At 58.7% G+C, this 22497-nt stretch carries 33 protein-coding genes and 3 pseudogenes; 20 read left to right on the top strand and 16 right to left on the bottom strand.

Annotation, left to right across the window (positions count from 1 at the left end; all coding sequences use genetic code 11):
* Nucleotides 1-20: 20 nt before the first annotated feature.
* Together GKE73_RS09940 and GKE73_RS09935 are read right to left on the bottom strand one after the other, a co-directional pair.
* Nucleotides 21-725 (bottom strand): sensor domain-containing diguanylate cyclase, encoded by a 705-nt coding sequence (locus tag GKE73_RS09940; protein ID WP_230369932.1) that lies wholly within the window; start codon nucleotides 723-725, stop codon nucleotides 21-23.
* A complete protein-coding gene (locus tag GKE73_RS09935) occupies nucleotides 671-1642 on the bottom strand; it encodes an MASE1 domain-containing protein (protein WP_230369931.1) in 972 nt (323 codons plus the stop codon). The genes GKE73_RS09940 and GKE73_RS09935 overlap by 55 nt, the downstream gene beginning before the upstream one ends.
* 630 nt (nucleotides 1643-2272) lie before the next feature.
* Here GKE73_RS09935 and GKE73_RS09930 point away from each other — a divergent pair.
* Nucleotides 2273-2566: a TetR/AcrR family transcriptional regulator gene (locus GKE73_RS09930; protein ID WP_230369930.1), complete on the top strand. Its 294-nt coding sequence runs from the start codon at nucleotides 2273-2275 to the stop codon at nucleotides 2564-2566.
* Nucleotides 2484-2879: a TetR family transcriptional regulator C-terminal domain-containing protein gene (locus GKE73_RS25685; protein ID WP_376767422.1), complete on the top strand. Its 396-nt coding sequence runs from the start codon at nucleotides 2484-2486 to the stop codon at nucleotides 2877-2879. Before GKE73_RS09930 ends, GKE73_RS25685 begins: the two co-directional genes overlap by 83 nt.
* Nucleotides 2880-2965: 86 nt before the next feature.
* On the opposite strand, the gene GKE73_RS24750 is transcribed toward GKE73_RS25685, so the two are convergent.
* The 3 genes and pseudogenes from GKE73_RS24750 to GKE73_RS24740 all read right to left on the bottom strand — a co-directional run bounded on the left by GKE73_RS24750 (nucleotide 2966) and on the right by GKE73_RS24740 (nucleotide 4408).
* Nucleotides 2966-3664 (bottom strand): helicase-related protein, encoded by a 699-nt coding sequence (locus GKE73_RS24750; protein ID WP_312854418.1) that lies wholly within the window; start codon nucleotides 3662-3664, stop codon nucleotides 2966-2968.
* 346 nt (nucleotides 3665-4010) lie between these two features.
* Nucleotides 4011-4133 (bottom strand): annotated as a pseudogene (locus GKE73_RS24745) (hypothetical protein); the annotation flags it as partial.
* Nucleotides 4134-4159: 26 nt separating this feature from the next.
* On the bottom strand, nucleotides 4160-4408 hold the full coding sequence (locus GKE73_RS24740) for a DEAD/DEAH box helicase (RefSeq protein WP_312854417.1): 249 nt from the start codon (nucleotides 4406-4408) through the stop codon (nucleotides 4160-4162).
* Nucleotides 4409-4776: 368 nt separating this feature from the next.
* Between GKE73_RS24740 and GKE73_RS09920 the strand changes: the two genes are divergently transcribed.
* The 4 genes from GKE73_RS09920 to GKE73_RS09905 all read left to right on the top strand — a co-directional run bounded on the left by GKE73_RS09920 (nucleotide 4777) and on the right by GKE73_RS09905 (nucleotide 6566).
* Entirely contained in the window at nucleotides 4777-4914 is a 138-nt protein-coding gene (locus tag GKE73_RS09920; protein WP_230369929.1) for a lysozyme inhibitor LprI family protein, read from the top strand.
* Nucleotides 4896-5384, top strand: a complete 489-nt coding sequence (locus GKE73_RS24735; RefSeq protein WP_230369928.1) for an MliC family protein — start codon at nucleotides 4896-4898, stop codon at nucleotides 5382-5384. The genes GKE73_RS09920 and GKE73_RS24735 overlap by 19 nt, the downstream gene beginning before the upstream one ends.
* A 54-nt stretch (nucleotides 5385-5438) precedes the next feature.
* Nucleotides 5439-5789, top strand: coding sequence for a YaeQ family protein (locus GKE73_RS09910; protein ID WP_230369927.1), 351 nt, complete (start codon nucleotides 5439-5441; stop codon nucleotides 5787-5789).
* Between the two features lie 222 nt (nucleotides 5790-6011).
* Nucleotides 6012-6566 (top strand): YgjP-like metallopeptidase domain-containing protein, encoded by a 555-nt coding sequence (locus tag GKE73_RS09905; protein WP_230369926.1) that lies wholly within the window; start codon nucleotides 6012-6014, stop codon nucleotides 6564-6566.
* 95 nt (nucleotides 6567-6661) lie between these two features.
* Here the strand turns inward: GKE73_RS09905 and GKE73_RS09900 are convergent, their stop codons facing one another.
* The 4 genes from GKE73_RS09900 to GKE73_RS26990 are packed head-to-tail and all read right to left on the bottom strand — an operon-like array spanning nucleotide 6662 to nucleotide 8363.
* A complete protein-coding gene (locus GKE73_RS09900) occupies nucleotides 6662-7009 on the bottom strand; it encodes an MFS transporter (protein ID WP_230369925.1) in 348 nt (115 codons plus the stop codon).
* Nucleotides 6985-7161, bottom strand: a complete 177-nt coding sequence (locus tag GKE73_RS09895) for a hypothetical protein (RefSeq protein ID WP_230369924.1) — start codon at nucleotides 7159-7161, stop codon at nucleotides 6985-6987. Before GKE73_RS09895 ends, GKE73_RS09900 begins: the two co-directional genes overlap by 25 nt.
* The gene (locus GKE73_RS09890; RefSeq protein ID WP_230369923.1) at nucleotides 7145-7810 is read right to left on the bottom strand and encodes an MFS transporter; all 666 of its coding nucleotides are present in this window, start codon (nucleotides 7808-7810) and stop codon (nucleotides 7145-7147) included. Before GKE73_RS09890 ends, GKE73_RS09895 begins: the two co-directional genes overlap by 17 nt.
* A gap of 40 nt (nucleotides 7811-7850) precedes the next feature.
* Nucleotides 7851-8363: a hypothetical protein gene (locus tag GKE73_RS26990; RefSeq protein ID WP_512698903.1), complete on the bottom strand. Its 513-nt coding sequence runs from the start codon at nucleotides 8361-8363 to the stop codon at nucleotides 7851-7853.
* 14 nt (nucleotides 8364-8377) lie between these two features.
* Here GKE73_RS26990 and GKE73_RS25680 point away from each other — a divergent pair, with 14 nt between their 5' ends.
* Both GKE73_RS25680 and GKE73_RS09875 read left to right on the top strand, forming a co-directional pair.
* Nucleotides 8378-8710: a class I SAM-dependent methyltransferase gene (locus GKE73_RS25680; protein ID WP_512698902.1), complete on the top strand. Its 333-nt coding sequence runs from the start codon at nucleotides 8378-8380 to the stop codon at nucleotides 8708-8710.
* On the top strand, nucleotides 8613-9005 hold the full coding sequence (locus tag GKE73_RS09875) for a class I SAM-dependent rRNA methyltransferase (protein WP_230369920.1): 393 nt from the start codon (nucleotides 8613-8615) through the stop codon (nucleotides 9003-9005). Before GKE73_RS25680 ends, GKE73_RS09875 begins: the two co-directional genes overlap by 98 nt.
* A gap of 60 nt (nucleotides 9006-9065) precedes the next feature.
* Here GKE73_RS09875 and GKE73_RS09870 read toward each other — a convergent pair whose 3' ends face one another.
* Nucleotides 9066-9521 (bottom strand): EamA family transporter, encoded by a 456-nt coding sequence (locus tag GKE73_RS09870; RefSeq protein ID WP_230369919.1) that lies wholly within the window; start codon nucleotides 9519-9521, stop codon nucleotides 9066-9068.
* Nucleotides 9496-9966, bottom strand: coding sequence for an EamA family transporter (locus GKE73_RS09865; RefSeq protein ID WP_230369918.1), 471 nt, complete (start codon nucleotides 9964-9966; stop codon nucleotides 9496-9498). The genes GKE73_RS09870 and GKE73_RS09865 overlap by 26 nt, the downstream gene beginning before the upstream one ends.
* Nucleotides 9967-10065: 99 nt before the next feature.
* Between GKE73_RS09865 and GKE73_RS09860 the strand changes: the two genes are divergently transcribed.
* Nucleotides 10066-10635 carry a helix-turn-helix domain-containing protein gene (locus GKE73_RS09860; protein WP_230369917.1) on the top strand — a complete coding sequence of 190 codons (570 nt, stop codon included), beginning with the start codon at nucleotides 10066-10068 and terminating at the stop codon, nucleotides 10633-10635.
* Between the two features lie 68 nt (nucleotides 10636-10703).
* On the opposite strand, the gene GKE73_RS09855 is transcribed toward GKE73_RS09860, so the two are convergent.
* Nucleotides 10704-10928, bottom strand: a complete 225-nt coding sequence (locus GKE73_RS09855; RefSeq protein ID WP_230369916.1) for a hypothetical protein — start codon at nucleotides 10926-10928, stop codon at nucleotides 10704-10706.
* Entirely contained in the window at nucleotides 10912-11148 is a 237-nt protein-coding gene (locus GKE73_RS24730) for a glycine zipper 2TM domain-containing protein (protein ID WP_230369915.1), read from the bottom strand. The genes GKE73_RS09855 and GKE73_RS24730 overlap by 17 nt, the downstream gene beginning before the upstream one ends.
* 238 nt (nucleotides 11149-11386) lie before the next feature.
* Between GKE73_RS24730 and GKE73_RS09845 the strand changes: the two genes are divergently transcribed.
* Entirely contained in the window at nucleotides 11387-12109 is a 723-nt protein-coding gene (locus GKE73_RS09845; RefSeq protein ID WP_230369914.1) for a hypothetical protein, read from the top strand.
* Nucleotides 12110-12149: 40 nt separating this feature from the next.
* Here GKE73_RS09845 and GKE73_RS09840 read toward each other — a convergent pair whose 3' ends face one another.
* Nucleotides 12150-12851, bottom strand: coding sequence for a transporter substrate-binding domain-containing protein (locus GKE73_RS09840; RefSeq protein WP_230369913.1), 702 nt, complete (start codon nucleotides 12849-12851; stop codon nucleotides 12150-12152).
* A 339-nt stretch (nucleotides 12852-13190) separates the two neighbouring features.
* Here GKE73_RS09840 and GKE73_RS09835 point away from each other — a divergent pair, with 339 nt between their 5' ends.
* Nucleotides 13191-13373, top strand: coding sequence for a Lar family restriction alleviation protein (locus GKE73_RS09835; protein ID WP_230369912.1), 183 nt, complete (start codon nucleotides 13191-13193; stop codon nucleotides 13371-13373).
* 73 nt (nucleotides 13374-13446) lie between these two features.
* On the opposite strand, the gene GKE73_RS09830 is transcribed toward GKE73_RS09835, so the two are convergent.
* Both GKE73_RS09830 and GKE73_RS09825 read right to left on the bottom strand, forming a co-directional pair.
* Nucleotides 13447-13662: an HP1242/YdcH family protein gene (locus GKE73_RS09830; RefSeq protein WP_230369911.1), complete on the bottom strand. Its 216-nt coding sequence runs from the start codon at nucleotides 13660-13662 to the stop codon at nucleotides 13447-13449.
* A gap of 122 nt (nucleotides 13663-13784) precedes the next feature.
* On the bottom strand, nucleotides 13785-14324 hold the full coding sequence (locus GKE73_RS09825; RefSeq protein WP_230369910.1) for a flavin reductase family protein: 540 nt from the start codon (nucleotides 14322-14324) through the stop codon (nucleotides 13785-13787).
* A gap of 409 nt (nucleotides 14325-14733) precedes the next feature.
* Between GKE73_RS09825 and GKE73_RS09820 the strand changes: the two are divergent.
* The 9 genes and pseudogenes from GKE73_RS09820 to GKE73_RS09780 all read left to right on the top strand — a co-directional run bounded on the left by GKE73_RS09820 (nucleotide 14734) and on the right by GKE73_RS09780 (nucleotide 22496).
* Nucleotides 14734-17337, top strand: a pseudogene (locus tag GKE73_RS09820) (type VI secretion system Vgr family protein).
* The gene (locus GKE73_RS09815; RefSeq protein ID WP_230371558.1) at nucleotides 17294-17587 is read left to right on the top strand and encodes a hypothetical protein; all 294 of its coding nucleotides are present in this window, start codon (nucleotides 17294-17296) and stop codon (nucleotides 17585-17587) included. The pseudogene GKE73_RS09820 and the gene GKE73_RS09815 overlap by 44 nt, the downstream one beginning before the upstream one ends.
* A pseudogene (locus GKE73_RS09810) lies at nucleotides 17550-18952 on the top strand (LysM peptidoglycan-binding domain-containing protein). Before GKE73_RS09815 ends, GKE73_RS09810 begins: the two are co-directional and overlap by 38 nt.
* The gene (locus GKE73_RS09805; protein ID WP_230369908.1) at nucleotides 18924-19502 is read left to right on the top strand and encodes a hypothetical protein; all 579 of its coding nucleotides are present in this window, start codon (nucleotides 18924-18926) and stop codon (nucleotides 19500-19502) included. Before GKE73_RS09810 ends, GKE73_RS09805 begins: the two are co-directional and overlap by 29 nt.
* Nucleotides 19499-19636 carry a hypothetical protein gene (locus tag GKE73_RS09800; protein ID WP_230369907.1) on the top strand — a complete coding sequence of 46 codons (138 nt, stop codon included), beginning with the start codon at nucleotides 19499-19501 and terminating at the stop codon, nucleotides 19634-19636. Before GKE73_RS09805 ends, GKE73_RS09800 begins: the two co-directional genes overlap by 4 nt.
* A gap of 7 nt (nucleotides 19637-19643) precedes the next feature.
* Nucleotides 19644-20369, top strand: a complete 726-nt coding sequence (locus GKE73_RS09795) for a hypothetical protein (RefSeq protein WP_230369906.1) — start codon at nucleotides 19644-19646, stop codon at nucleotides 20367-20369.
* A gap of 7 nt (nucleotides 20370-20376) precedes the next feature.
* Complete coding sequence (locus GKE73_RS09790) at nucleotides 20377-20961, top strand: hypothetical protein (RefSeq protein ID WP_230369905.1); 585 nt, start codon at nucleotides 20377-20379, stop codon at nucleotides 20959-20961.
* Nucleotides 20958-21095, top strand: coding sequence for a hypothetical protein (locus tag GKE73_RS09785; RefSeq protein WP_230369904.1), 138 nt, complete (start codon nucleotides 20958-20960; stop codon nucleotides 21093-21095). The genes GKE73_RS09790 and GKE73_RS09785 overlap by 4 nt, the downstream gene beginning before the upstream one ends.
* A 693-nt stretch (nucleotides 21096-21788) precedes the next feature.
* Nucleotides 21789-22496 (top strand): hypothetical protein, encoded by a 708-nt coding sequence (locus GKE73_RS09780; protein WP_230369903.1) that lies wholly within the window; start codon nucleotides 21789-21791, stop codon nucleotides 22494-22496.
* Nucleotide 22497 lies beyond the last annotated feature (1 nt).

Below are 22497 nucleotides of genomic sequence, written 5' to 3'. Positions count from 1 at the left end.
GGAAATGGCGTCGCCGTGCCTCACACCGACTGCTGTTGCGGCAGCCGGGCGGCGCAGACCCGGTCGCGCCCTTGATGCTTGGCCTGATACAGGGCGGCATCGGCAGCGTAGATCATGCTTTCGGCATCGTTACCATGCAGCGGATACACCGCTACGCCGATCGACAGCGTAACGTGCAGAGTATTGCCGGGAATGGCAATCGGCATCTGGCGCACCTCACGGCACAACTCCTCGGCCTTGGCATACGCCGACTCCAGCGACGACCCCGGCAACAGGATGAGAAACTCCTCGCCACCATAGCGGCACACCACGTCGCTGCTGCGGAAACGGTCGCTCAGATGCGCGCCCAGTGCGCTCAACACCCGGTCGCCACTCTTGTGACCGTGGGTATCGTTGATGCGTTTGAAATGATCCGCATCCAGCATCAACACCGCGACCTCACGCTGTTTTGCCAGCAATTGCGGCAAGGTATCGTCCAGATAGCGACGATTGAACAGCCCGGTAAGCGGATCGCGCAGCGCCTGTTCGCGCAGGCCCTGCTGCAAGGTTTCGATTTCGCTGACATGCTGGCGCAGCGCCTGATTGGCATTGCGCAGGTTCTTTTCCAGCCGTTTGCGCTCACTGATGTCGTTGATGCCGGTAATCACATAGCGCGACATGGCGCTCTTGATCACGCTGCAAGACACCAGCGCCCAGAACTCGCGGCCGCTGGCATCGCGCAGCATGATTTCGTGATCGCGCACCGAGCCATGGCGCCGCAACAGCTGGCTGACCCGGCTGCGCGCCACGCTATCGACATAGAAATCCTGTACGCGCAGCGGTTGGCGGGCATCGAGCTTTTGAATAACTGTTCGGCGCGGGCATTGGCGTAAATCAGTTCGCCACTCAACACGTTCATCACCATGGGAAACGGTGACGCATCGGCCATCAACTGCAGGCGGGCTTCGCTTTCGGCCAACTGCCGGTTGCGCTCGGCCATCTTGTGTTCCAGCCGCTGGTTGGCCTGCCGCAGCCAGTTTTCCGTATGGCGCCGCTCGGACAACAACGCACCGACAATCAACAAAGTAATGGATTGCACCAGCGCCAGCATGCCAACCGCCAGCACGGCCTGTGGTATCGAGTCGATGTAAAACGCACCGCGTGCCTGCATGGCGCCACCCAGCGCCAGCAGAATGATCGCCAGCGACAACGCATGCGCCAGCGCCAGCCGTGCGCGGAACGCCACCCACAACAGCGGAATGATGAAAAGATAGGGTAAGGCATACAGCCCGGCCGGACTGGTCAACAACCAGGACACCAGCGCGGCCAGTACCAGCGTCACCAGCGCCACCGTGCCCAGTTCCATCGGCGCGGCGGCAACACGGCGGTAACGCGTGGGTTCCGGTGTCAGGGCAAACAGCAGCAACGGCGTCAGCAACAAGGTGCCAACGGCGTGCGACAGCCAGCCGAAGACAAACTGTCGTCCCAGCTGGAACATCGCGCCGGGCTGCGAGATCAGCGCATGGCTCAAGGCCGCCAGCAACGGCGACAGGTAAATGCCATAGCCAAGAAAATAGAGCACACAGGACAAGCGATAGAACGGCAAATAGCCACACTGGCGGCGGCGTAACAGCGAAGCCGCCAGCACCGGGTTTAGCCACATTACCGGCGGCCAGCAGCAGGGCCGACCACCACGGCAAGCCCAATTCGCCATGTGCCAGCCAAACTCCCGCCAGCAGCAAACCCGGCCAGACACGGGTGCCCCAGCGGATGGTTGCGGCGAGCGCCACACCAGTAAGCAGCCATACCGGCGCCAGCAGGCTATCGCCACCGGGCACCAACCCGCGCGCCGCCAGTACGCCGCACAGTCCGTAGACCAGCGCCACCATGGCAATCCGCAATCGCTGCTGCCACCAGCGATCGAGTGGTATATCCGGTTTCAACATGACAAAGCATCTCCCCGTCTGGCGTCATGCCAGCGGATGCGTGTGATGGAGAGAACAGCAGGCCAGGTGCGGAGGCCTGATTCATAAGCCGATCAGCATAATCATCTATTTTGGATAAATCTATGAATATTCCAAGCAAATGGTTTTATGTGTTGCGGCAGATCTACAACCAGCGGGTTACAGCAAGGTGGACACGGTGCACGATGGCAGATTTTCACACGCCGCTTATTGCCTGTTTTTTGTGCAAGGATGCCTCCCAGCTATCTTGCTGATTAGCATGGAGTTTGTTTATATGATAACTATCATGTAAACAACGTTACCCTACCTGTTACCGGAGCACACAGGCCATGCGTTATCAGCCGCAACACAAGGCGGAAACCCACCGGCGCCTGCTGGACATGGCGGCGCTACGTTTTCGGGCCGAAGGGCTCGCCAACGTCGGCATCGCCAACCTGATGGCCGATCTGGGGCTTACCCACGGCGGCTTTTACGCGCACTTTGACAGCAAACAACAGCTGGTGGCCGAGGCCAGCCAGCAAGCGATACTGGCGCTGGCGGCTGACTGGCAACAGCGTTTGGCACACCCGCCAGACGGCCAGCGCCACGCTGGCCGCCAGTTACCTGACGCGCGCGCACCGTGATTTCCCCGATAGCGGCTGCATCCTTGCGGCGCTGGGCAGCGAACTGGCGCGGCAGAGCAAACCGGTACGTCAGGCCGTCACCGCCGGGCTGGCGCAGCAATTGGCGGTGCTGTCAGCGGCCAACGAGCAGGACCGCGCGCATGGCGAGGCCAGTGCGTTACCCGCCACGGCGCAACTGGCGCTGATGGTCGGCGCCTTGCTGCTGTCGCGGCTGGTGACGGATGAGGCGCTGTCTGACCGCATCGTGGACGATGCCCGGCACGCCCTGCAGGCCGACGACGAGGCCAGCGGCGGCGGTTCGGCCAACCTTTAACTGACGCGCGCTGTCAGCCAATGCAAAAAACGGGCCATTTGGCCCGTTTCGTTTACTTACCCCACCCGCGACGTTAACCGCGCGAGCTACGCCCCTTGGCTGGCGACAACAGCGCCGAAACCGGACGCTGGCCGGACGGCTTGCTGCGGGTGGCCGCAGGTTGTGCCGTGCCCGTGCTCTGGCTGCTGCGGCCCGGCCGGTGGGCTTACGCCCGGCATTGCCACCATTGGCCGGGGTGCGGTGACCATGACCGGCAGGCTTGGCCTGTTGTTCATGACGCGGTTTGCCGTGCTGACCTTGACCCGGCCAGAACGGGAACGCTGGCCTTGGCCCTGACCACGGCCACGCCCGGCGCCGCCCATCGGAATCGGCTCCGGCTTGACGCTCAAATCGGCTTCAAACCCCGGCACGGTAATGCGTTCAATGCTCTGTTTGGTCAGTTTTTCGATGTCGCGCAGGAAGCTGAACTCGTCCACGCACACCAGCGACAGTGCTTGACCGGTACTACCAGCGCGGCCGGTACGACCGATACGGTGCACGTAGTCTTCCGGCACATTGGGCAATTCGAAGTTGACCACCTGCGGCAACTGGTCGATGTCCAGCCCACGGGCGGCGATGTCGGTGGCAACCAGCACTTGCAGCGTGCCATCCTTGAAGTCAGCCAAGGCACGGGTACGTGCGTTCTGGCTCTTGTTACCGTGAATCGCGGCGGACGGGATGCCGATCTTGTCCAGCCGTTCGGCCAGACGGTTGGCGCCGTGCTTGGTGCGGGTAAACACCAGCACCGGAACCAGTTGTGCTCGCGGATCAGGTGGATCAGCAGATCGGTCTTGCGATCACGGTCTACCAGATGCACTTTCTGCGCCACCAGTTCGTTGGTGGTGTTGCGCCGCGCCACTTCCACCAGCTTGGGGTTATCCAGCAGGCGGTCGGCCAGCGCCTTGATGTCTTCGGAGAAGGTGGCGGAGAACAGCAGGTTCTGCCGTTTGGGCGGCAAAAGCGCCAATACCTTGCGGATATCGTGGATGAAGCCCATGTCCAGCATGCGGTCGGCTTCGTCCAGCACCGGATTTCCACCTGCGACAAGTCCAGCGTGCGCTGGTTGACGTGGTCAAGCAGGCGGCCCGGCGTGGCGACCAGAATATCCACCGGCTTGCGCAGCGCGCTGATTTGCGGATTGATGCTGACGCCGCCAAACATCACCATGGAGCGCAGGTTGAGGTATTTGCTGTAGGCGCGGACCGATTCTTCCACCTGCGCCGCCAGTTCGCGCGTCGGCGTCAGCACCAGCGCGCGCGGCTAAGCCAGCCTGATGTGACGGATGTTGCATCAGGTGTTGCAGCATCGGCAGGGTGAAGAGGCATGGTCTTGCCGGTGCCGGTTTGCGCGGCCGCCAGCAAGTCGCCGCCTTGCAGCACTTGCGGAATGGCCTGCGCCTGAATCGGCGTCGGGGTGGTGTAACCGGTATCGGCTACCGCACGCAATAGGGGTTCGGCCAACCCGAGGTCGGCAAAGGTTAATTCAGACATGGGGACTCCTGCGACGGCCTATCGCCGCAGTGCGACACCAATCCGGCAGACGAGAACAAGGTTGAAAACAGGAAACCGGCTTCGGAGTGAAACCGGCCAGCGCGCCGATTGGCCAGACGCGGGACGCGGCAGTGTACCGTCATTCCCCATTCAAGGGAAATTCATGCGATGCTATAGGGCTGACTGCGACACCGCGCGGTCAGTGAATCAAACCGCGAATACCATGGCGGCGCGGGTCTACCACCGCACCGCCGCCCAGAGGAAAGCACCATGCCCCACTCGGCCCGGCTCCTGACTGCCTTGATCGTGTTGCTGCTTAGGCACTGGCGCTGGCGCAACAACCCGGCCACGATGGCGATGCCATCAAAGTGCCGCCGGTCAAAGTGGCCAGCAAGAACAACGATCCGGCCAGCGTGCCTCCCCCGCCATGGGTGCAGGCCACCCCGTTTGACTGCAACAAACCGGCCAATACCATCGAAACCATGGTGTGCCGGACGATGGCCTGACCCGACTGGATAACCGGCTGGAAAAAGTGTTTGCCCAAGCCCAGCAAGCGGCGGAAGAAAACCGCCCCGGCGCACTGGGCAAGCTGCTAGCCGAACAGCGCCATTGGACGCGCAACCTGCGCGACTGCCTGCACAACGATGATCCGCACCTGTGTCTGGGTGATACCTATATCCTGCGCATCTCCGAGCTGCAGGCCCACTGGGGGCTGGCTTCGGCGCTCACCCCGCTGCGCTATGTCTGCAACGGCAAACGCACCATTCTGGCCACCTTCTACCGCACCCGACCGGCCACCGCCAAGCTGACATCCGGCGGCAACACGGTGATCGTGCATCAGGAACCGGTCAGTGGCAGCGGCGCACGCTACCGGGGCCAGAACGTCGAATTCTGGATCAAGGGCAAGGAAGCCAGCGTCAGCTGGAAAGGCGAACCGCTGGAATGCATCAGCCAGCCCACGCCGCCTGCGCCCTGATCTGCTAACCACTGGCCGCCCCGGCGGCCAACCTTGTTGTACGGAACCCGCTGCATGGCACTGTCCGCCACCATTTACAAAGTCAACCTGACGCTGTCCGACATGGACCGCAGTTATTACGCCAGCCACAACCTGACGCTGGCCCAGCACCCGTCGGAAACCATCGAACGGCTGATGCTGCGCCTGACCGCTTTTGCCCTGCACGCCAGCGATACCCTCAGCTTCACCCGTGGCCTGTGTGCCGACGACGAACCGGAGCTATGGCAGAAGAATTACAGCGACGAGATCGAACTGTGGATCGATCTGGGCGAACCGGATGAGAAACGGCTGAAAAAAGCCTGTAGCCGCGCCGAACAGGTGGTGCTGTACAGCTACGGCGGCCGCGCCAGCGAAGTGTGGTGGTAAGCGCTGGAAAGCAAACTGGGCTTAGCTGGACAACCTCAGCGTCTACCGTATCAGCCCGGCCACGTTGGCCGAACTGGCTAAGCCTGTGCCAGCGCAGCATGCAACTGAACGCCACCATTCAGGACGGCCAGCTGTGGCTGTCCTCGGACGATGGCCACAGCGTGCTGGTGGAAGCCGAAGCGCTGAAACGCGCCACCCGCTGACTCCCCGCGCCAACCGGCGATGCGGCCTACAACGGCCGCCGCCAGGTTGGCCGAACACCGCAATGACATGGCGGCCAAGATGACCACCCTGACCTATCTGCAACATTACCCGCCCAGCCTGCTGGCACAGGTCCGCGCCCTGATCGACACCGGGCGGCTGGGCAGCTGGCTGAACGAGCGCTACCCGGAACGCCATGCGGTGCAGACCGACCGCGCGCTGTACGACTATGTCAGCGATCTGAAACAGCGCTATCTGAAAAACAGCCCGGCGCTGGCCAAGGTGCAGTTCGACAGCCGCCAGCATCCGGTACAGGGCACGCTGGGCACCAACACCTTCATCGCCCGCGTGCAGGGCAGCAAGCTCAAGAGCAAGAACGAGATCCGCATCGCCACGCTATTCCGCCAGACGCCGCCGGAGTTCCTGCGCATGATCGTGATCCACGAGCTGGCGCATCTGAAAGAAAAAGACCACAACAAGGCGTTTTACCAACTGTGCTGCCACATGGACGCGGGCTATCACCAGCTGGAATTCGACCTGCGCCTGTGGCTGACCTGGCGCGAATTGGGCGACTGAACCAGCTCACTCCACCAGCCGGTCGCGGCGCGCCAGCGCCGGGAAGCAACGCATCCACACCACCACCACCAGCAAGGTACCAAGGCCGCCGAGCACTACGGCTTAAGGACGGTGCCAAACCACGCAGCGGTAACGCCCGATTCGAATTCGCCCAGCTGGTTGGAAGCGCCAATAAACAACGAGTTGACCGAATTGACGCGGCCGCGCATGTCGTCCGGCGTTTCCAGCTGGATCAAGGTACTGCGGATCACCACGCTGATGATGTCGGAAGCGCCCAGCAGCACCAGTGCCGCCAGCGACAGGCCAAACGAGGTGGACAGGCCAAACACGATGGTGGCCACGCCAAACATCGCCACGGCGGCAAACATCACCCGCCCGACGCGCTGTTTGACCGGACGGCGCATCAGCCACGCCGACATCAGCAAGGCGCCCACCGCCCGCACGCCGAGCGCAGCAGCCCCAGCCCCCACGGCCCGGTATGCAGAATATCCTTGGCGTAGATCGGCAACAGCGCCGTGGCACCGCCCAGCAGCACGGCAAACAAGTCGAGCGAAATAGCGCCCAGAATGTCCGGTAGGCTACCGATGTAGCGCACCCCCAGCAGCAACGAATCGAGCGTGACCCGGCCAGCGCTGACGATCTGTTAAGCGCGGCTGCAGGCTGAGCATCAGCAACATGCCGGTAAAGTAGACGGCAAAATCCAGCCCATAAGTAAACGACGCGCCCAGTGCAAACAGCAGGCCGCCCAGCGCCGGGGCGATGATGGTGGCCGCCTCGTTGGCCGAAGCCGCCAGCGCAATGGCGGGCGCCAGCAGCGTACTGGGCACCAGATTGGGCAGCAGCGACTGCATGGTGGGCATGTCAAAGGCGCGGCAAATGCCGATCAACACCGACAGGACAAAAATCAGCTCACGGCTGATATGAAAGTTTACGCCCAGACTGCCCAGCAGCAAGACCGCCGACACCAGCGCCTGCACCGCCATGCTGATGGCGACGATGGCACGCCGGTCGTAACGATCCGCCGCCGAGCCGGTGACCAGCACCAAGAGCACGCGCGGCAAGAACTGCAACAGGCCGACCAGCCCCAGATCCAGCGCCCGGCCGGTAATGGCATATACCTGCCAGCCAATGGCCACGGTGAGAATCTGGAAGCCGCCGGTGAGCAGCACGCGCGCCAGCCAGAACGTCCAGAACGGGCGGGAATGCCGCAACGAAGGCGGCGGCGAAACGACAGCGTCAGTCATGATGGCAGACAGTAACAACGGAAAAGCTCTCAAGCCTACGCTACCGTCGCGCGTCACGCCACGGCTGGCCTGTTCGCCTAAGCCAGAACACTCTGTTCCGGGTTGGCCGAAAGCGGTAGTGGGAGGAAAGCGCGCCGGGGCTTACAATGCCGACATTACCCATTGAAAGCGTCCCATGACCACATCGCTGACCGACCTGCTGCAACAGGCCGAAGACCGCCGCGCCGGGCTGATTGCCGCGCTGGAGGCCGAAGACACCAATATTTATCGCCTGTTTCACGGTAGCGTAGAAGGCCATCCGGGGCTGACCGTCGACCGCTATGGCGATTTGTTGCTGGTGCAAAGCTTCCACCACACCTTGCCGGATGACGAACTGCTGGAACTGAGCAACTACTACCAGCGCCGTCACCCGGAACTGGAACTGATCTACAACGACCGCGGCGGCAACAACTCGCGCATCCGTAATCCGCTCACCGCCGAGCGGCAGGAACGCGCCGAGCTGCCGCGCATCGCCAAAGAGATGGGGATCAGCTATCACATTCAGGCACGCCATGACGGGCAAGATCCGTGGTTGTTCCTCGACTTGCGCGCCGCGCGCCGCCGCGTGCGCGAACTGGCCGCCGGCAAAAGTCGGTACTCAACCTGTTTGCCTACACCTGCGGCGTCGGGCTGGCGGCAGCCAAGGGCGGCGCGCAGTTCGTGCTCAACGTCGACTTTGCCGAATCCAGCCCGGCCGTGGGCCGCGCCAACGCCAAACTCAACAGCCTGACCACTCGTCCGCGCTGCCTGCATAGCGACGTGTTTGCCGCCCTGCGCCAGCTCTCCGGTATCGGCCAACCCAAGATGGTACGCGGCAAGAAAATGCCAGGCCTTCCCGGTACTGGAACCGCGCCAGTTTGATCTGGTATTCCTCGACCCGCCGCGCTACGCCAAGAGCCCGTTTGGCGTGGTGGATCTGGTCAACGACTATCAGGCGCTGTTCAAACCGGCCCTGCTCAGCACGGCACCGGGCGGCATCCTGATCTGCTGCAACAACGTTGCCGCGGTCGAACGCGAAAGCTGGCTGGACGCGCTGCAACGCTGCGCCAACAAGGCTGGCCGCCCCATCCGCCAGGTGGAATGGATCGCGCCGGAAGCCGATTTCCCCAGCAGCGACGGCAACCCGCCGCTCAAGGTCGTGGTGCTGCACGTCTGAATGAAAAAGGTTGGCCGAAAACTGTTCGGCCAACCTTTTTGTTGTCTCCTGCCCTCAGGCTCAGGCGGCGTCAGCCTGCTCCGAGCGTCTCGGCAGCAGCTCGCTGACCAATACGCTGGTCACCACCAATAGCGCGCCAGTCACGCCCAGCACGGTCAGCGTTTCCCCCGCCAGCCAGCCCACCAACCCACCCCACACCGGTTCCATGGCGTAGATTACGGTCGCGCGGGTGGCAGGTACGCTCTTCTGCGCCCAGTTCATGGCGATCTGGATACCCGCGGTCGCCAAACCGATAAACAGCACGCAGGCCAACAAGCCCGGCTGCAGCTGTGGCAGGGCTTCGCCGTGCACATAGGCGGTAAGCAGCGCCAGCACCGCCACCACCAGCAACTGCACCAGCGACACCCGGCGCGGGTGGCATTGCCGGGCAAAACGGCTGACCAGACAAATCTCCAGCGCAATCATCGCCGCGCCAGCCAGCGTCAGCGCTTCACCACGGCCAAACGCCCACTGCATGCCACGCGGGTCGGACAGCAAAACCAGCCCGGCAAACGCGATGGCAATCCCCAGCCAGGGCCGCCGCGCCCGGCGGGCGGCGGAACAACAGCAGTTGCAGCAACGGCACCAGCGGCACATACAACCCAGTCAGAAACGCCGACTTGCTGCTGGCGATTTCGGCCAACCCCATGGTCTGCAACGAGTAGCTGGCAAACAACACGCTGCCAATCAGCAGGCCGGAGCGCCATTCCGCGCGCGTCACACGGCGCAGTTCGCGCCACGACAACAGCAAGGCCACCAGCGCCGCCACGCCAAAACGCAGCGCCACAAAGCCAAACGGCCCCACCCATTGCAAGGCGGTTTGCACAATCAGAAAAGTCGAGCCCCAGATCAGCGTCACCCCAACCAGAACCAGGTCGGGCAAGCGCGAGGGCGCGGCATCGGTCATCACAGAAGCAGTCATGCAGGTATCCATCCATCACAGGCACGCCACTTGGCGCACCCTACAGTTGCGCACTATACTGCACTCATTTCTCAGTTAGTGCAATATAGTGCGCAATCCATGGCAGACTACACCATACCGGTCATCCAGAATGTTTCGGCCAACCTGAAACAGGCGCGGCAAAGCCGCCAGTGGAGTCAGGAAAAATTGGCCGCCAACGGCGGCGTCAGCCGCCGCATGCTGGTAAATATCGAGGCGGGCGAAAGCAACGTCAGCATCGCCACGCTCGACAAACTGGCCGCCGCACTGGGGCTGACCTTTGCCCAGCTGGTGCGCCCGCCAGCCAGTGCCACCAGCCTCGGCACGCCGCTCAAAGTCTGGCAAGGCGCCCAGCCAGACAGCCACGGCACCTTGCTGGAAAGCCTGCTGCACCATGGCGTAGCGGTGGAATTGTGGGTGTGGCAACTGGCGCCGCAGGACAGCTACCATGCCGAAGCCGATGCGCCCGGCAGCCATGAACTGGTGTACGTGATGGAAGGCGAACTGACCCTGACCCTGCGTGGCACCTCACACACGCTGCGCCCCGGCCAGTCGTTCAGCTTTGCCTCCGACGCCGAATACCACTACCGCAATCTGGGCGACCGCCTGCTGCGCTTTACCAAGAACATGGTGATGACCGGGCCGTACTAAGCCACGGCCATGCAAAAACCGCCAAGGCGCAGCCACTGGCGGTTGGTTCGGCTCTCCGGCTAACGCGCTTACTGCGCCAGCGGCTGTACCGTTACCTGCAACTGCAGTTTTTTGCCCGGATCATAGGGCAGGATCACCGTGTCACGCTGGCCGTGGTAATCGTAAGTGACGCGGTAGCCGGTCACGCCTTGCTGGCCGGACGCCGCATTGCACACCGGCTGCGCAGCCGGACTGCTACCCGTCGCCCCCACGCCGCTATTGCGGGCAATCTCACGGCTAAGCCAGCGCGCCACCCAGCGTACCAACGATGGTGGCCGCCGTCTTGCCCTTGCCACCACCCACCTGATGCCCCAGCACGCCGCCAACCAGCCCGCCCAGCAAGGCACCGCCGTTTTCCGCCGTGATCAGGCCGCCCAGCACGGAATTGGCCGCCGACGTGCCCGCACTGGCCGTCGTGGTAAGCGCACAACTGCCATCGTTCACCGCCCCGTAGATCGGTTCATGGCGGATCACCGTGGCACTATCGGTAAAAGTCGCGGCCTCGGGCGGCGCTAGTGGCCAGCAACAGCAGCGGGAGCAGCAGGCGTTTCATGTTCGGTTTTCTCCTGTGAGTGATGCGCCGAGTATAGCCAGCCAAGGTTTAACGCCTTGTAAAACGGTGTTAGCAATTGTTAATCCCTACGCAAACCTGGCGATACACATTCGGCATAGCGTGGTTACAATAGGATTCGGAACATGCACAGGACCCATCATGAAAGCGCTCGCCCCTCTCGCGCTGGCCTGCCTGCTACTGGCGGCTGGCAGCCAAGCCGAAGCCCTGCTCAAAACCCGCTACGGCACGCTCCGGCTGGTGCCAAGCGACCCGGAGCTGGGCATCAGCGATACCCTGATGCTGGGCAAACGCCAGCTGTGGCGCGAGGAAGCCTATCACCTCAACCTCTACCAGCGTTTCGAATTGGGCACGCAGGACGTCGTGCTGCTGGGTTCCAACTGCGGCGGCACCGGTTGCCCCAACGATGACCTGTCGCTGGTGGTGCTGGCACCGGGCCAAGGCCCGCGGATCATCGGCCACAAGCATTTTTATTCCAACGACGGCACGGTCAACCCGCAAGCCAATGGCAAACAGCTGGTGATTGATCTGGGCTTTGAAAACCGCAAGCGCAAACTGGCCGTCTACGATGGCAGTACGCTGAAAATAGAATTGGCCGCCGTCACCGCCCGCCCGCTGAACGCCGCCGATTGCAAATGGACTTACGAATACGCCGCCGGCTGCGTGGAAGCCGCACAAAGCGATGTCAGCTGCCGCAGCCCGCAGGACACCTTTCCCGGCGTCACCTATCGCGGCGTAGCCGCCATCGCCCATCAACCGGGCTTCAAGACGGGGAATTTTGACAAGCTGTGCGTCAACATGTGCAAAACGCGCCAGCTGGTGAATTACAACACCTTCCGCAAGGCCGTGTGCGGCCAACCGTAACGCCAGCGCCGGTCAGGGTTGGCCGAAGCGCCATCCGGCCTCAGCCATGCGCCCGGCACTGTACGGCGCGGGCATTGAAACGCGGGATGAAATCGGCAGGCATCTGCGCCAGAAACTTGCGGCTGAAATACACGCCCAGCGGGCGATTTTCCTGCAATACCGAACGGATGCGACCGGCCACACCGGCCTTGCGCATCAATTCGTCCATGGTCAGGTTGGCGGCCAGCACCGCATCCACGCGCTGGTTGAGCAACACATCCAACAACTGATCATGCGACAACGGGTTACCCAGAATGCGATAGTGGCTATTGTTCAGCCATTGCATCATGTTGGAACCATGATAGGCCGTCACCACGGCATGATCGCGAAACAGGCGGCTGGATGGCTCCCAGCGGCTCTCCTTCAAGAGATACCAGCGCCACTCCTGCGGCGCCAGCGGACCGGCATACACCGCCCAGCCATCGCGCTCGCTATTGCGTGACGCCGGGAAAAATCCGGCCGCCTGCCCCAGCTCCACGCTCTTCTGACCTCGCGCCCACGGCGTATTGCGCAGACGATACGGCACACCCAGTTGCTGCAGCGCGCACTGCAACGTGCGTAGCGCCATGCCATCCACCGGCGTCCCCACCGCGTCCAGCATCACATACGGCGGAATATCATGCGTCACCAGCTCAATCGTTGGCAGCGCCAACGCCGCCTGTGCGGCCAGCAACGCGCCAACAACCAATACCATCCACTTCATCAGGATTGCTACCTTTGATCGTCCCTTGCAGAACGTATCCATCGTTGACCGATTCTCATCGGACAATGTAACCAAAAACCCCCGGCAAAACAGCCCGGTAGCAGCCAAGCCCGCTCACCGTCGCCATCCACACCGCTACAACGCTTACGCTAAGCTACTGAGCGACAAGGCTTCTTGTTCCGCGCCCCACCGTTTGAGCCATTACCCAAGATGGGCAATGCCTGCGCCGGTGTCGATCAGACTCCCGCGCCCGCCATGGTTAGGCTATGATCGCGCAGCACCATATCAGTCCGATTACCGGCTGGCCCATGCCGACTTTATCTTCCGCAGGATAACCGTATGACCGAAACCACCGCCCTGAAACCCTGCCCGAAATGTGGCGCGCGCGCCGAACTGATCAAGGCCGGATCGCGCCGCTTCTGGGTGCAGTGCACGCAATACGGCAATGGCAACTGCAACGCTATCGGCGCCCAAGCCGACAACAAGAAAGAAGCCCTTCTCAACTGGAACAACAAGCGCTAATGCCCACTCCGGCAGCCCGCGCAAAAAACAAAACCCACCGTCAAGGTGGGTTATCGGCACCAAACGAAGCGGATCAGGCCGCGGCGTTTTTCAACAGCGCGTACAACTCGTCTTTCAGACGCAGCTTTTCTTTCTTCAGCGTTTCAATATCATCGCTGCTGCCGTCGGCAATGTGTGCTTCGATATTCTTGATCTGCTGATCCAGTTCATTGTGTTTGTCGAACAGCTTGGAAAAATGCAGATCATCATTTTTCAGCTTGGAAATCAGTTCACGGTATTCCGGAAACATAGGCAACTCCTTAAAGGGTGGGTGATGACAGGTTTTGTCTACGTTTTCATGCTAGCGGCAAACCACCTGCTCCGTCCTTGATCTAGCTCACACCACCACCGCGCCTGCACTGGCGCTGCCCGTTATTTCATGCGCGACGGCAGAGTGATCTCGTTGCTTAAGCCAGCATGAACGTACCATAGCCACGGTGATGCAGCGTTTGCGCCGCCTTGACCGTCGGGTCCACCCAGGGCTTGCACCACCTCCAGCACAAACAAGTTGTAGCGCTCGGCCATGCTGGCATCCACCAGACGACATTCCAGGCTGGCATAACACTGCTCAAGCAACGGCGGAGCCATCGTCTGCGCCGGACGGGTCGTCAGGCCAAAGCGGGCAAACTTGTCCACCTCGCGCCCGGAACAATTGCCGCAGCCCACCACCTGTTCGGCCAACTCTGCCGTCGGGATGTTGAGCGAACACGCCTTGCCCTCGGCCAGCAGGCCGAAGCTGTAATTGTTCTGACTGACCACGATGCCCACCAGCGGCGGCTCGAACTCCAGCATGGTCAACCACGACATCGGCATGACATTGGGCCGCTTGGCCCCGGCGGTCACCAACAGCACCACCGGCCCCGGTTCCAGCAAGGAATACACTTTGCCAAGTGGAAATGCCTGTTTCGACATGGTCACCTCCCGGGTAACAGGTTATCGCACACGTTCCAAACTCCTGTGCCGGTTAATATCTACACGCCATCAGGCTCCGAACCAGTCAAACGGCTGATATAACTGCCAAGCTGGCGCAGCAAGAGAATAGCCAAGGCCATTTCAATACCAGCCACACCGCAAGCCACCTCTGACATTCGCAATACAGCCAGTCCATCCCGGCAGCAATACATCTTTGTTTCTAGCCACTCGATAATCTGTCAGCAAGATAAAAAGCCGGGGTGAATATCCAAGTCAGAAACGAACCGGTCTCCCCCTCCGTACAAATACTTACCCCTGCCACGCTGCCTTGCCCCAGCCATGTCGTCGGCATAAACTCGCGCTTTCAACCGTTCGTGAACACTCACGTCACCCGACGTGACAAGACTCCATGGATCTGTCTGCCCTGCTCGCCAGCTTCGCCAGCGCCTTCACCCAGCACCAGCGCCTGCTCACCCTGCAGCTCGAGGCCCCATCGCTCAGCGCCGAATCGTTGTTGCCCCACGCGCTGGACGGCCGCGAGGGCGTCTCCGAGGCCTATCTCTATCAGCTCACCTGTCTGTCTCCCGATACCCATCTTGAACTCAAGTCGCTGCTCGGCCTGACCGCCCGGCTGGGGGTACAGGAGGCCGATGGCCGGGAGAGTATCCGCTGTGGCGTCGTCTCGCGCGCCGAGTTGTTGGGCGCCGATGGCGGTTTCGCCAAGTATGCGCTGACCCTCGAGCCGCCGTTTGCCCTGTTGCGCCACCGCCGGACTTCACGGGTGTTTCAGGATCTGACCGTCCCGGAGATCGTGACGCAGATCCTCCACGAGCATCAGGCCAATAATGCCGTCTTTGCCCGGTGCAGACGCTGAGCTTTCACACCCAGCCAGCCGCTCCCCGCCGGTATTGTCTGCAGTACCGCGAGAGCGATTTCGATTTCATCGTGCGGCTGTTGCAGGAAGAAGGCTATGCCCGGCGTTTCGAGCACCACGACGGGGAGACGCCACAGGTGGAACTGGTGGTGTTCGACGATCCTTACAGCCTGCCCGCCGCGCCGTTGGAGCGGGTGCGCTATCACCGTCGTGATGCCACCGAGGACGAAGACGGGCTGACCGACTGGTCGGCCAGCCGTCAGGTGGTCGCCAGTCAGGTGGCGTTGGCCAGCTTTGACTACCAGCCGGTGGCGACCCAGCACAGCCTTGACCAGAGCCGTATCGATCAGGGGGCACGCGGCGAGACGCTGCAATCCACCTTGCAGGACTACGATCCGCAATCGCTCCACTATGCCAATGACGCCGATCAGCTTGGCCAGTATGCCCAGCTGCGCCAGCAGGCACACGATGCCCGGCCAAGACCTTCAGCGGCAGCGGGTCAGTCCGTGGTCTGTGTGTAGCCAATGGTTCCGGCTGGATGATCATCCGGCGCACGAGGGGGACAGCCGTGAGCAGCGTGAATTCGTGGTTACCCGGCAGACCTTCCGGGCGCGTAACAACCTGCCCGTCGACCTGCAGGGGGCGCTGTCCGGCCTGATCGGCCAACCCGAGGCGGATGCGGCCAAGTCGCCGTTCGAGACCGAATTCACCGCCCAGCGGCGCGGTCTGCCGCTGACGCCAGCGTATGCACACAGCGAGCTGGCCCGACCGACCTCCCGGGGGGTACAGACCGCCACGGTGGTCGGCCCGGCGGGTGAGGAGGTGTATACCGATGCCCGGGGGCGCATCAAGGTGCAGTTCCACTGGCAGCGGCCAGACGAACACCCGACCCTCGGCGCCAATCTCGATGACCAGTCCTCCTGCTGGCTACGGGTGGCCATGCCCTCGGCTAAGCGCTTTGGGGGCACCAGTTCATTCCGCGCATCGGTCAGGAAGTGCTGGTCGACTTCATCGAAGGCGACATCGACCGCCCGGTGATTGTGGGCGTGCTGTACAACGGTAGTCATGCCACCCCGGCCTTTAGCGGCGCCGGTGCCTTGCTTAGCCAACAAGACCCTGTCCGGCATCAAGTCGAAAGAACATCAGGGTGGGCAATACAACGAACTGCTGTTCGACGACACCCCCGGCGAAGTGCGGGCCAAACTCAGCAGCGAATCCGGCAAGACCCAGCTCAACCAGGGCTTTCTGACCCAGCCGCGCACGAACGGCAAAGCCCAGCCGCGCGGTAACGGCTTCGAACTGCGGACCGACCAGCACGGCGCGATCCGCGCCGCCCACGGTCTGCTGCTCACGACCGAGGCACAGAATGGGGCCGCCGACCCACAGCTGGCACGGGAGCACGTACAAAGCCAGCTCGATGCCGCCCTCAACCTGAGCCAAAGCCTGGCCGACACCGCCAGCGCCCAGTTGGCCGACCGCATGGAAACCGGGCCGGAGGCCATCAATCCGGACAACAGCGCCGCCGGAAAGAAAGACAGCGGCCACCTGCAACACCACGTCGCGGCCCTCAAAGCCCGGGAAGTAAGCAGCAACACCGATAAAGAGGGCAAGACCGCCAAAGACCAAAGCGGTCAGCAACCGTTACTCATCCTGTCCGGCCCGGCCGGTATCGCCAGTGCCAGTGAACAAAGCCAGACCCTCAGCGCTAAACCAACCTTAACCTGATCGCCCAGCGCGACAGCAACCACACCACCGGTCGCCGCTGGCTGCACAACGTCGGCCAGCACATCAGCCTGTTTGTGGCGGGGGTGAAGGACAAGGTGGCGCTGAAGCTGATTGCGGCCAAAGGCAAGGTACAGGTGCAGGCACAGAGTGGGGAGATGGAGCTGACGGCGGACAAGGATGTCACCGTTACGTCGTGTAAAGGCAAGGTCACGATTGCGGCCAAAGAAGAAATCCTGCTGACCAGCGGGGGCGGCTATATCCGGCTGAAGGGGGGGGAACATCGAGATTCACTGCCCGGGCTCGGTGAGTGTGAAGGGGGCCAGTCATAGTTTGTGTGGGAAGCTAGAGTTTACATTTCCCTCCTGTCGCCATGCCGCAGCCAAAAGAGATGGTGCGTTACAGCCAAAAGCTTGAATGGCCAGATTTTCCGACGGCCCGGCTCCCGTTTGCCAATAAATTCAAGTCCAACAGCTTACTGGAAAGCCAACAGATCGCCGCCCTTCACGCCAACCCGGAACAACCGGAAACAGCCAGTGCAACCAGTCACATGGAAGAAAAACTGACTCATATGCTGATGCTGAAGGAAGACTGGCAAATAGAAGAAGGCATTGCCGATTGGCAAGATTATGCGGAGGAAGAAAGCGATGACACAGACAACCTCTGAAGTCTATGTTGTCCAAAAGGGTGACACTTTGGCAAAAATTGCCAGGACAACCGGTGTTCCGGTGCCCAGCTTAATCAAGTTCAATGGTTTGAAGAATCTAAAAAGCTTACAAAGCGGCCGGGTTATTTATCTGAACGAACATGCAGCATTTTCAGTTAAAGCACTATTTCTCGACGCCGTACGCTATCCGATTGGAAACTTGGTCTACCAACTTATAACCGATGGGAAAGTGCATCAAGGGAAAACCGGAAAAGACGGCCTGTCCTTTGAAAAAATCACCGCCCATGCAAAATCCAGTGTTGAGATTCTGATCAAGGATGCGGTTGGAAACTGGCAGAAAGTAGGCAGCACCGTATCAGGATATGGCGAAAAGCTGATCACACTCATCAGCCCCTATATATCTTTCAAAGACAAGCTGGAGCCACACCCACCGGAAGCCCCCACCACACCAAACCCGGGGCGTAAACATCCTGCTCCGCAAAAATCAAAACCCACCCTACCGCCAAAGCCAAGCGGCAGCCCCATGCCCAACAACCCGGACGTGAGAAAGAAAAAGAAAAAAGGCAAAGGTGGCGAATCCGTTATCGAGATTGGCATCGACCTGCCCAATAAGTTACTGGCTTATATGCAGGCGTACGAAGACAAGCCGATTACCGAGGGTGATTGGAAAATTCTTGCCGATAGCCTGCTATGCGAAATAAATGTGCTGAAGGCGATTGCCAAAGTAGAGTCCGGTGGCCGTTCGGCCTTCTGGGTCATCAATGACACTGCCGCGCACAAGGTACATGCACCCAAGATCATGTTTGAACGGCATTATTTCCATCGCCTGACCTGTGCTAATGGCCCGCTACCCAACACCAAGACAAAGCTACGTCATGGCAAGGGGGTGCCGGGCTGTAAAAGCCCATATGATGACCACCACGATATCTGTTGGCCAATAGGTTATCGCTCGCGTAAGAAGCTGAACCAGCACGATAACCAGATGCACGACAACCAAGTAGACCAAGATGACATTCGCGACAATCAGCGAGACTATCTGCGGCTGATAAACGCTTACCGCTTGAACAAAGACGCGGCATTGAAATCTGCATCTTGGGGGAAGTTTCAGGTTATGGGAGAAAATTTCGGCGCCTGCGGTTTAAATGATATTCAAACGTTTGTGATAAAAATGTGTCGCAACGAAGTTGGTCAGATTGAACTTTTAGTAACTTTATCAAGAAAAACCCCAAGCTCTGGCAAGCGGTCAAGGAAAAGAACTGGCATTTGATTGCCTACCACTACAACGGACCTAATTACAAGAACGACACCGACTACGATGTAAAATTGAAAGAATCTTATGAATATTACTGCAAGAACACTGCTTAGTGCTGTTTTGTTCCTCTCGACAACCGTCCACGCCGAACTAATTCTTGACACTAAATATCTTGGTGCAAAAAAGGAATACAGCCAGATGGAGTGGGATGAAAGACAGCCTATGTTTAACTTCATGAGGAATGAAGAGAAAACCATCAAAGCCGACCTGCTTGCCAGAAATGAGATCACCCCGGAATCCCTGATCACTTGGGGGGCATATGGCCATGCACATGCCATTTTCAATGGCAAAGATTATTACTTGCGAGCTTTCAACTACCAAACCGCTGAACAGGATCGAAGAAGCAGGGCGGATGTTCACTCAAAAGTGATTCCCGGTGGTGGTGCCTGCGTTCTTTACGTAAATGACAAAAACCTTAAAAAGGCTGCCGCACTCAAAGTCTCTCTCCCTGAGAACCATTACGGTACTTGGTGTAACGGTGTGGAAGGCATCGGTTCTGCCGGTAAAGGCCGCGATGGCGTTCTTGTTTCCCTCAGCTACTACCTAACCAATAGTTCCCCGGCAAAACGCCCAGAAGATATTGGCCGGGTTGGCGCTATATGACGGTCCTGATCCGGTTTGCTGAGGCAAATGGCAAACTCACCCTGACTCAGGATGACCACTGTCTTGGCAACCCTAACAAGTACAAAGGCATTCCCGCTGCCCGCAAGGCATTATCTCGTTGCGAAAGTCAGTAAACGACCCATGAATCCAATTGTAAGAATACTGCTTGGTGCTGCTTTTTTTCTCTCGACAACCGTCCACGCCGAATTGACTCTTGATACTAAATATCTTGGCCTAAGTAAAGAACTCAGCCAGTTAGGCTGGGACGAAAGCAAGCCAGTAGATAAATTCATGGAACATGAGGACAAAACCATCAGAGCCGACCTGCTTGCCAGAAATGAGATCACCCCGGAGTCCATGATCACTTGGGGGGCATACGGCCATGCGCATGTCATGTTTAATGGCAAAGATTATTACTTGCGAGCTTTCAACTACCAAACTGCTGCACAAGATAAAGAATACGACAAGTCCTTGGCCGCGAAGCGGAAATCTCAAGCATTACCCGGTGGTGGAGCCTGTGTTCTTTACGTAAATGACAAACACCTAAAAAAGGTCGCGGCACTCAAGATATCACTCCCCGAAAACCATTACGGCACTTGGTGTAATGGTGTGGAGGGCATCGGTTCTGCCGGTAAAGGCCGCGATGGCGTTCTTGTTTCTCTCAGCTATTACCTCACCGATAACAAACTAGCGAAGCGTGCTGAAGATATTGGCCAAGACTGGCGCTATATGACGGTCCTGATCCGGTTTGCTGAAACAAATGGCAAACTCACCCTGACTCAGGATGACCACTGCCTTGGTAACCCCAACAAGTACAAAGGCATTCCCGCTGCCCGCAAGGCATTATCTCGTTGTGAAAGTCAGTAAACGCCCCATGAATCCAATTGTAAGAATACTGCTTGGTGCTGCTTTTTTTCTCTCAGCGAGCGTCCACGCCGAATTGACTCTTGATACTAAATATCTTGGGTATGACAAAGAGCTCAGGCAGCTAGACGATACATCTCTTGTGAGCAAATTTTTTGAGAAGCACGAGGAAAAAATCAAAGCCGACCTGCTCGCCAGAAACGAGATCACCCCGGAGTCGCTGATCTCTTGGGGGGCATACGGCCATGCACATGCCATCTTCAATGGCAAGGTCTATTATTTACGAGCGTTCAACTACCAAACCGCTGCACAAGAAAAAGAATACGACAGGGCCTTAGCCGTGAAGCGGAAACCTCAAGCATTGCCCGGCGGTGGCGCCTGTGTTCTTTACGTAAATGACAAACACCTCAACAAGGCTGCCGCACTCAAAATTTCTCTCCCTGAGAACCATTACGGCACTTGGTGTAACGGTGTGGAAGGCATCGGTTCTGCCGGTAAAGGCCGTGATGGCGTTCTTGTTTCCCTCAGCTACTACCTAACCAATAGTTCCCCGGCAAAACGCCCAGAAGATATTGGCCGGGTTGGCGCTATATGACGGTCCTGATCCGGTTTGCTGAGGCAAATGACAAACTCACCCTGACTCAGGATGACCACTGCCTTGGCAACCCCAACAAGTACAAAGGCATTCCCGCCGCCCGCAAGGCATTATCCCGTTGTGAAAGTCAGTAAGCGGCACAAAAATATAAGAACTAAATATTAAAATCATGGCCAAGTAGCAGTTATTTTTCAGGAGAAATAGATTTATAAAATAGCAAACCAATAAATATCACCACACGGTGAAATTTAAAATGAGTAAATATTTATATTAGTCATTATTTTAATAACTCTTGCCATTACATGGAGCAACAAACCGGAGGTAGGGTTTGTAGGCGTAGGCAATTCCACAGAAAACGCAAATAATTTATTTCAAAAAATCGCGAACACAGCAAAATCTTATTAAAAAATAAAGCGTAGCAAATTCACACTTGGTTTTTCAGAAGCAACTGGCGAACGACAAAAAATTTAAATATTATAAGATGGTATTTTCCCTGCACCCGCCAGAATTAATATATAAAAAACTACCATAATAATTATGGCAAAAAAACATTTAGTTAAACAACTAAATAAATTAAATCATCACAAACACATCTAACCAAGAAATATCCCACCTTCCTCGCTATAGCCATTCGGCTTTATCTCTTGTTGGGCGAAACACTATACCAGCAACATAGTAATAACCTGCATCTACTGACTACACCGGGTTAGCCTACCTAATTTTATAATAGGCTTGGCACAATAAAACACGACATTTCAAGCCACTAATAAAAAACAGCAATCACCAAACAGCGGCACTCCACAATATAAATGTGATGGATTTTAACCATGCACGCCAAAGAAATTTTATTACTTCCGCTTCGCCTTTTATATACGTTGACTAAATGGTTATTGATTGGCATTTTTGGAATCGTGTTACTTGGAGTAAGCGCTTATGGCATGTACAGGATGCTAAGCATGTGGACCTATGAAACGGATTTAATGGAACATGATAAGCCGTACGGTGGCGGCGATATGCGCATCCGGGGACGGCAAGTGATGGTATTCAAGCCAATTGGTCCGGAACTTAAGTTCAAGCCAACAGCTCAATTGAAAGACCCTGAAGTGGCCGAATTTACCGAGCCATGGATGAATGACACCAACGAAGAACTCAACCGCTATACGATTCGCCTGCTACGTGGCGACATGGATCAAGGTATTCGTCGTATCTTTGAAAAGCCCGGTCAAGATGGGGCCTCGGTGGTTGTCGCCGGACTGGCAGACCCTTTACGTCAGTACCGAGTGGACCAACTTTCACCTCCCCCGGGGCCTGACGGGTATGGTCAGCGCTGGACCAGCTTGTGGAAATCCACCGACGGCGGGCAACACTGGCAGAAGCTGCCCGGCCTGACCGTATCCCTCCGGGTCAGCCCTTGTTCCTGCCCGATGGCAAGCGCGGCTTCCTGGTGGCGGATGGCATGCGCATCTGGCGCACCCTTGATGGCGGTGACCATTGGCAAGCCATCGTACTGCCAGCCTGGACGAATCAACAGTTGAC

Source organism: Paludibacterium denitrificans, assembly GCF_009707705.1.
Lineage (GTDB): Bacteria > Pseudomonadota > Gammaproteobacteria > Burkholderiales > Chromobacteriaceae > Paludibacterium_A > Paludibacterium_A denitrificans.
This window is presented reverse-complemented; position numbering and strand designations above follow the sequence as displayed.

What these genes read in the sequence shown, in the direction of transcription:
- GKE73_RS09830 (WP_230369911.1), bottom strand. Translation starts at nt 13,662, where the DNA reads ATGTTTCCGGAATACCGTGAACTGATTTCCAAGCTGAAAAATGATGAT.
- GKE73_RS09930 (WP_230369930.1), top strand. Translation starts at nt 2,273, where the DNA reads ATGCGTTATCAGCCGCAACACAAGGCGGAAACCCACCGGCGCCTGCTG.
- GKE73_RS09815 (WP_230371558.1), top strand. Translation starts at nt 17,294, where the DNA reads ATGCCGCAGCCAAAAGAGATGGTGCGTTACAGCCAAAAGCTTGAATGG.
- GKE73_RS09825 (WP_230369910.1), bottom strand. Translation starts at nt 14,324, where the DNA reads ATGTCGAAACAGGCATTTCCACTTGGCAAAGTGTATTCCTTGCTGGAA.
- GKE73_RS09780 (WP_230369903.1), top strand. Translation starts at nt 21,789, where the DNA reads ATGCACGCCAAAGAAATTTTATTACTTCCGCTTCGCCTTTTATATACG.
- GKE73_RS09840 (WP_230369913.1), bottom strand. Translation starts at nt 12,851, where the DNA reads ATGAAGTGGATGGTATTGGTTGTTGGCGCGTTGCTGGCCGCACAGGCG.
- GKE73_RS09905 (WP_230369926.1), top strand. Translation starts at nt 6,012, where the DNA reads ATGCGGCCTACAACGGCCGCCGCCAGGTTGGCCGAACACCGCAATGAC.
- GKE73_RS09870 (WP_230369919.1), bottom strand. Translation starts at nt 9,521, where the DNA reads ATGCAGTGGGCGTTTGGCCGTGGTGAAGCGCTGACGCTGGCTGGCGCG.
- GKE73_RS09800 (WP_230369907.1), top strand. Translation starts at nt 19,499, where the DNA reads ATGACGGTCCTGATCCGGTTTGCTGAGGCAAATGGCAAACTCACCCTG.
- GKE73_RS09910 (WP_230369927.1), top strand. Translation starts at nt 5,439, where the DNA reads ATGGCACTGTCCGCCACCATTTACAAAGTCAACCTGACGCTGTCCGAC.
- GKE73_RS24740 (WP_312854417.1), bottom strand. Translation starts at nt 4,408, where the DNA reads ATGTCTGAATTAACCTTTGCCGACCTCGGGTTGGCCGAACCCCTATTG.
- GKE73_RS09940 (WP_230369932.1), bottom strand. Translation starts at nt 725, where the DNA reads ATGCTGCGCGATGCCAGCGGCCGCGAGTTCTGGGCGCTGGTGTCTTGC.
- GKE73_RS09795 (WP_230369906.1), top strand. Translation starts at nt 19,644, where the DNA reads ATGAATCCAATTGTAAGAATACTGCTTGGTGCTGCTTTTTTTCTCTCG.
- GKE73_RS09860 (WP_230369917.1), top strand. Translation starts at nt 10,066, where the DNA reads ATGGCAGACTACACCATACCGGTCATCCAGAATGTTTCGGCCAACCTG.
- GKE73_RS09890 (WP_230369923.1), bottom strand. Translation starts at nt 7,810, where the DNA reads ATGACTGACGCTGTCGTTTCGCCGCCGCCTTCGTTGCGGCATTCCCGC.
- GKE73_RS09935 (WP_230369931.1), bottom strand. Translation starts at nt 1,642, where the DNA reads ATGTGGCTAAACCCGGTGCTGGCGGCTTCGCTGTTACGCCGCCGCCAG.
- GKE73_RS09805 (WP_230369908.1), top strand. Translation starts at nt 18,924, where the DNA reads ATGAATATTACTGCAAGAACACTGCTTAGTGCTGTTTTGTTCCTCTCG.
- GKE73_RS26990 (WP_512698903.1), bottom strand. Translation starts at nt 8,363, where the DNA reads ATGGCGTGCCTGAATGTGATAGCTGATCCCCATCTCTTTGGCGATGCG.
- GKE73_RS09835 (WP_230369912.1), top strand. Translation starts at nt 13,191, where the DNA reads ATGACCGAAACCACCGCCCTGAAACCCTGCCCGAAATGTGGCGCGCGC.
- GKE73_RS09845 (WP_230369914.1), top strand. Translation starts at nt 11,387, where the DNA reads ATGAAAGCGCTCGCCCCTCTCGCGCTGGCCTGCCTGCTACTGGCGGCT.
- GKE73_RS09865 (WP_230369918.1), bottom strand. Translation starts at nt 9,966, where the DNA reads ATGACTGCTTCTGTGATGACCGATGCCGCGCCCTCGCGCTTGCCCGAC.
- GKE73_RS09790 (WP_230369905.1), top strand. Translation starts at nt 20,377, where the DNA reads ATGAATCCAATTGTAAGAATACTGCTTGGTGCTGCTTTTTTTCTCTCA.
- GKE73_RS09785 (WP_230369904.1), top strand. Translation starts at nt 20,958, where the DNA reads ATGACGGTCCTGATCCGGTTTGCTGAGGCAAATGACAAACTCACCCTG.